Source organism: Bradyrhizobium uaiense (assembly GCF_010811875.1).
GTDB classification, from domain to species: Bacteria; Pseudomonadota; Alphaproteobacteria; order Rhizobiales; family Xanthobacteraceae; genus Bradyrhizobium; species Bradyrhizobium uaiense.
This window is the reverse complement of sequence record NZ_VKHP01000866.1, coordinates 1-246: the sequence shown is the minus strand read 5'-3', so window position 1 is coordinate 246 and position 246 is coordinate 1. Positions and strand designations below refer to the sequence as shown.

The window sequence follows — 246 nt, the reverse complement described above, 5'->3', positions numbered from 1 at the left end:
ATACAGTCGATCGAGGTCGGCGGGGAATTGCTCCGCGCGCTCGCCCGCAGCGGCGAACCGATGATGCTGCGCGATCTCGCACGCGAAGCCGGTATGCCGCCGGCTAAGGCACATCCCTATCTCGTCATCTGCTCGCCATGTGATCTTGCCAGCTCTTTCGACAACGTCCTTATACGGCGAGAAAGCCTCCGTCGACGGGCATGGTCACGCCGTTCACATAAGACGCCAGTTCGGACGCCAGGAACA

Annotated in this window: 1 pseudogene; it reads left to right on the top strand. The window is 61.4% G+C overall.

From position 1 onward, the window contains the following. Positions 1-123 (top strand): annotated as a pseudogene (locus FNJ47_RS47850) (helix-turn-helix domain-containing protein); the annotation flags it as partial. Positions 124-246 lie beyond the last annotated feature (123 nt).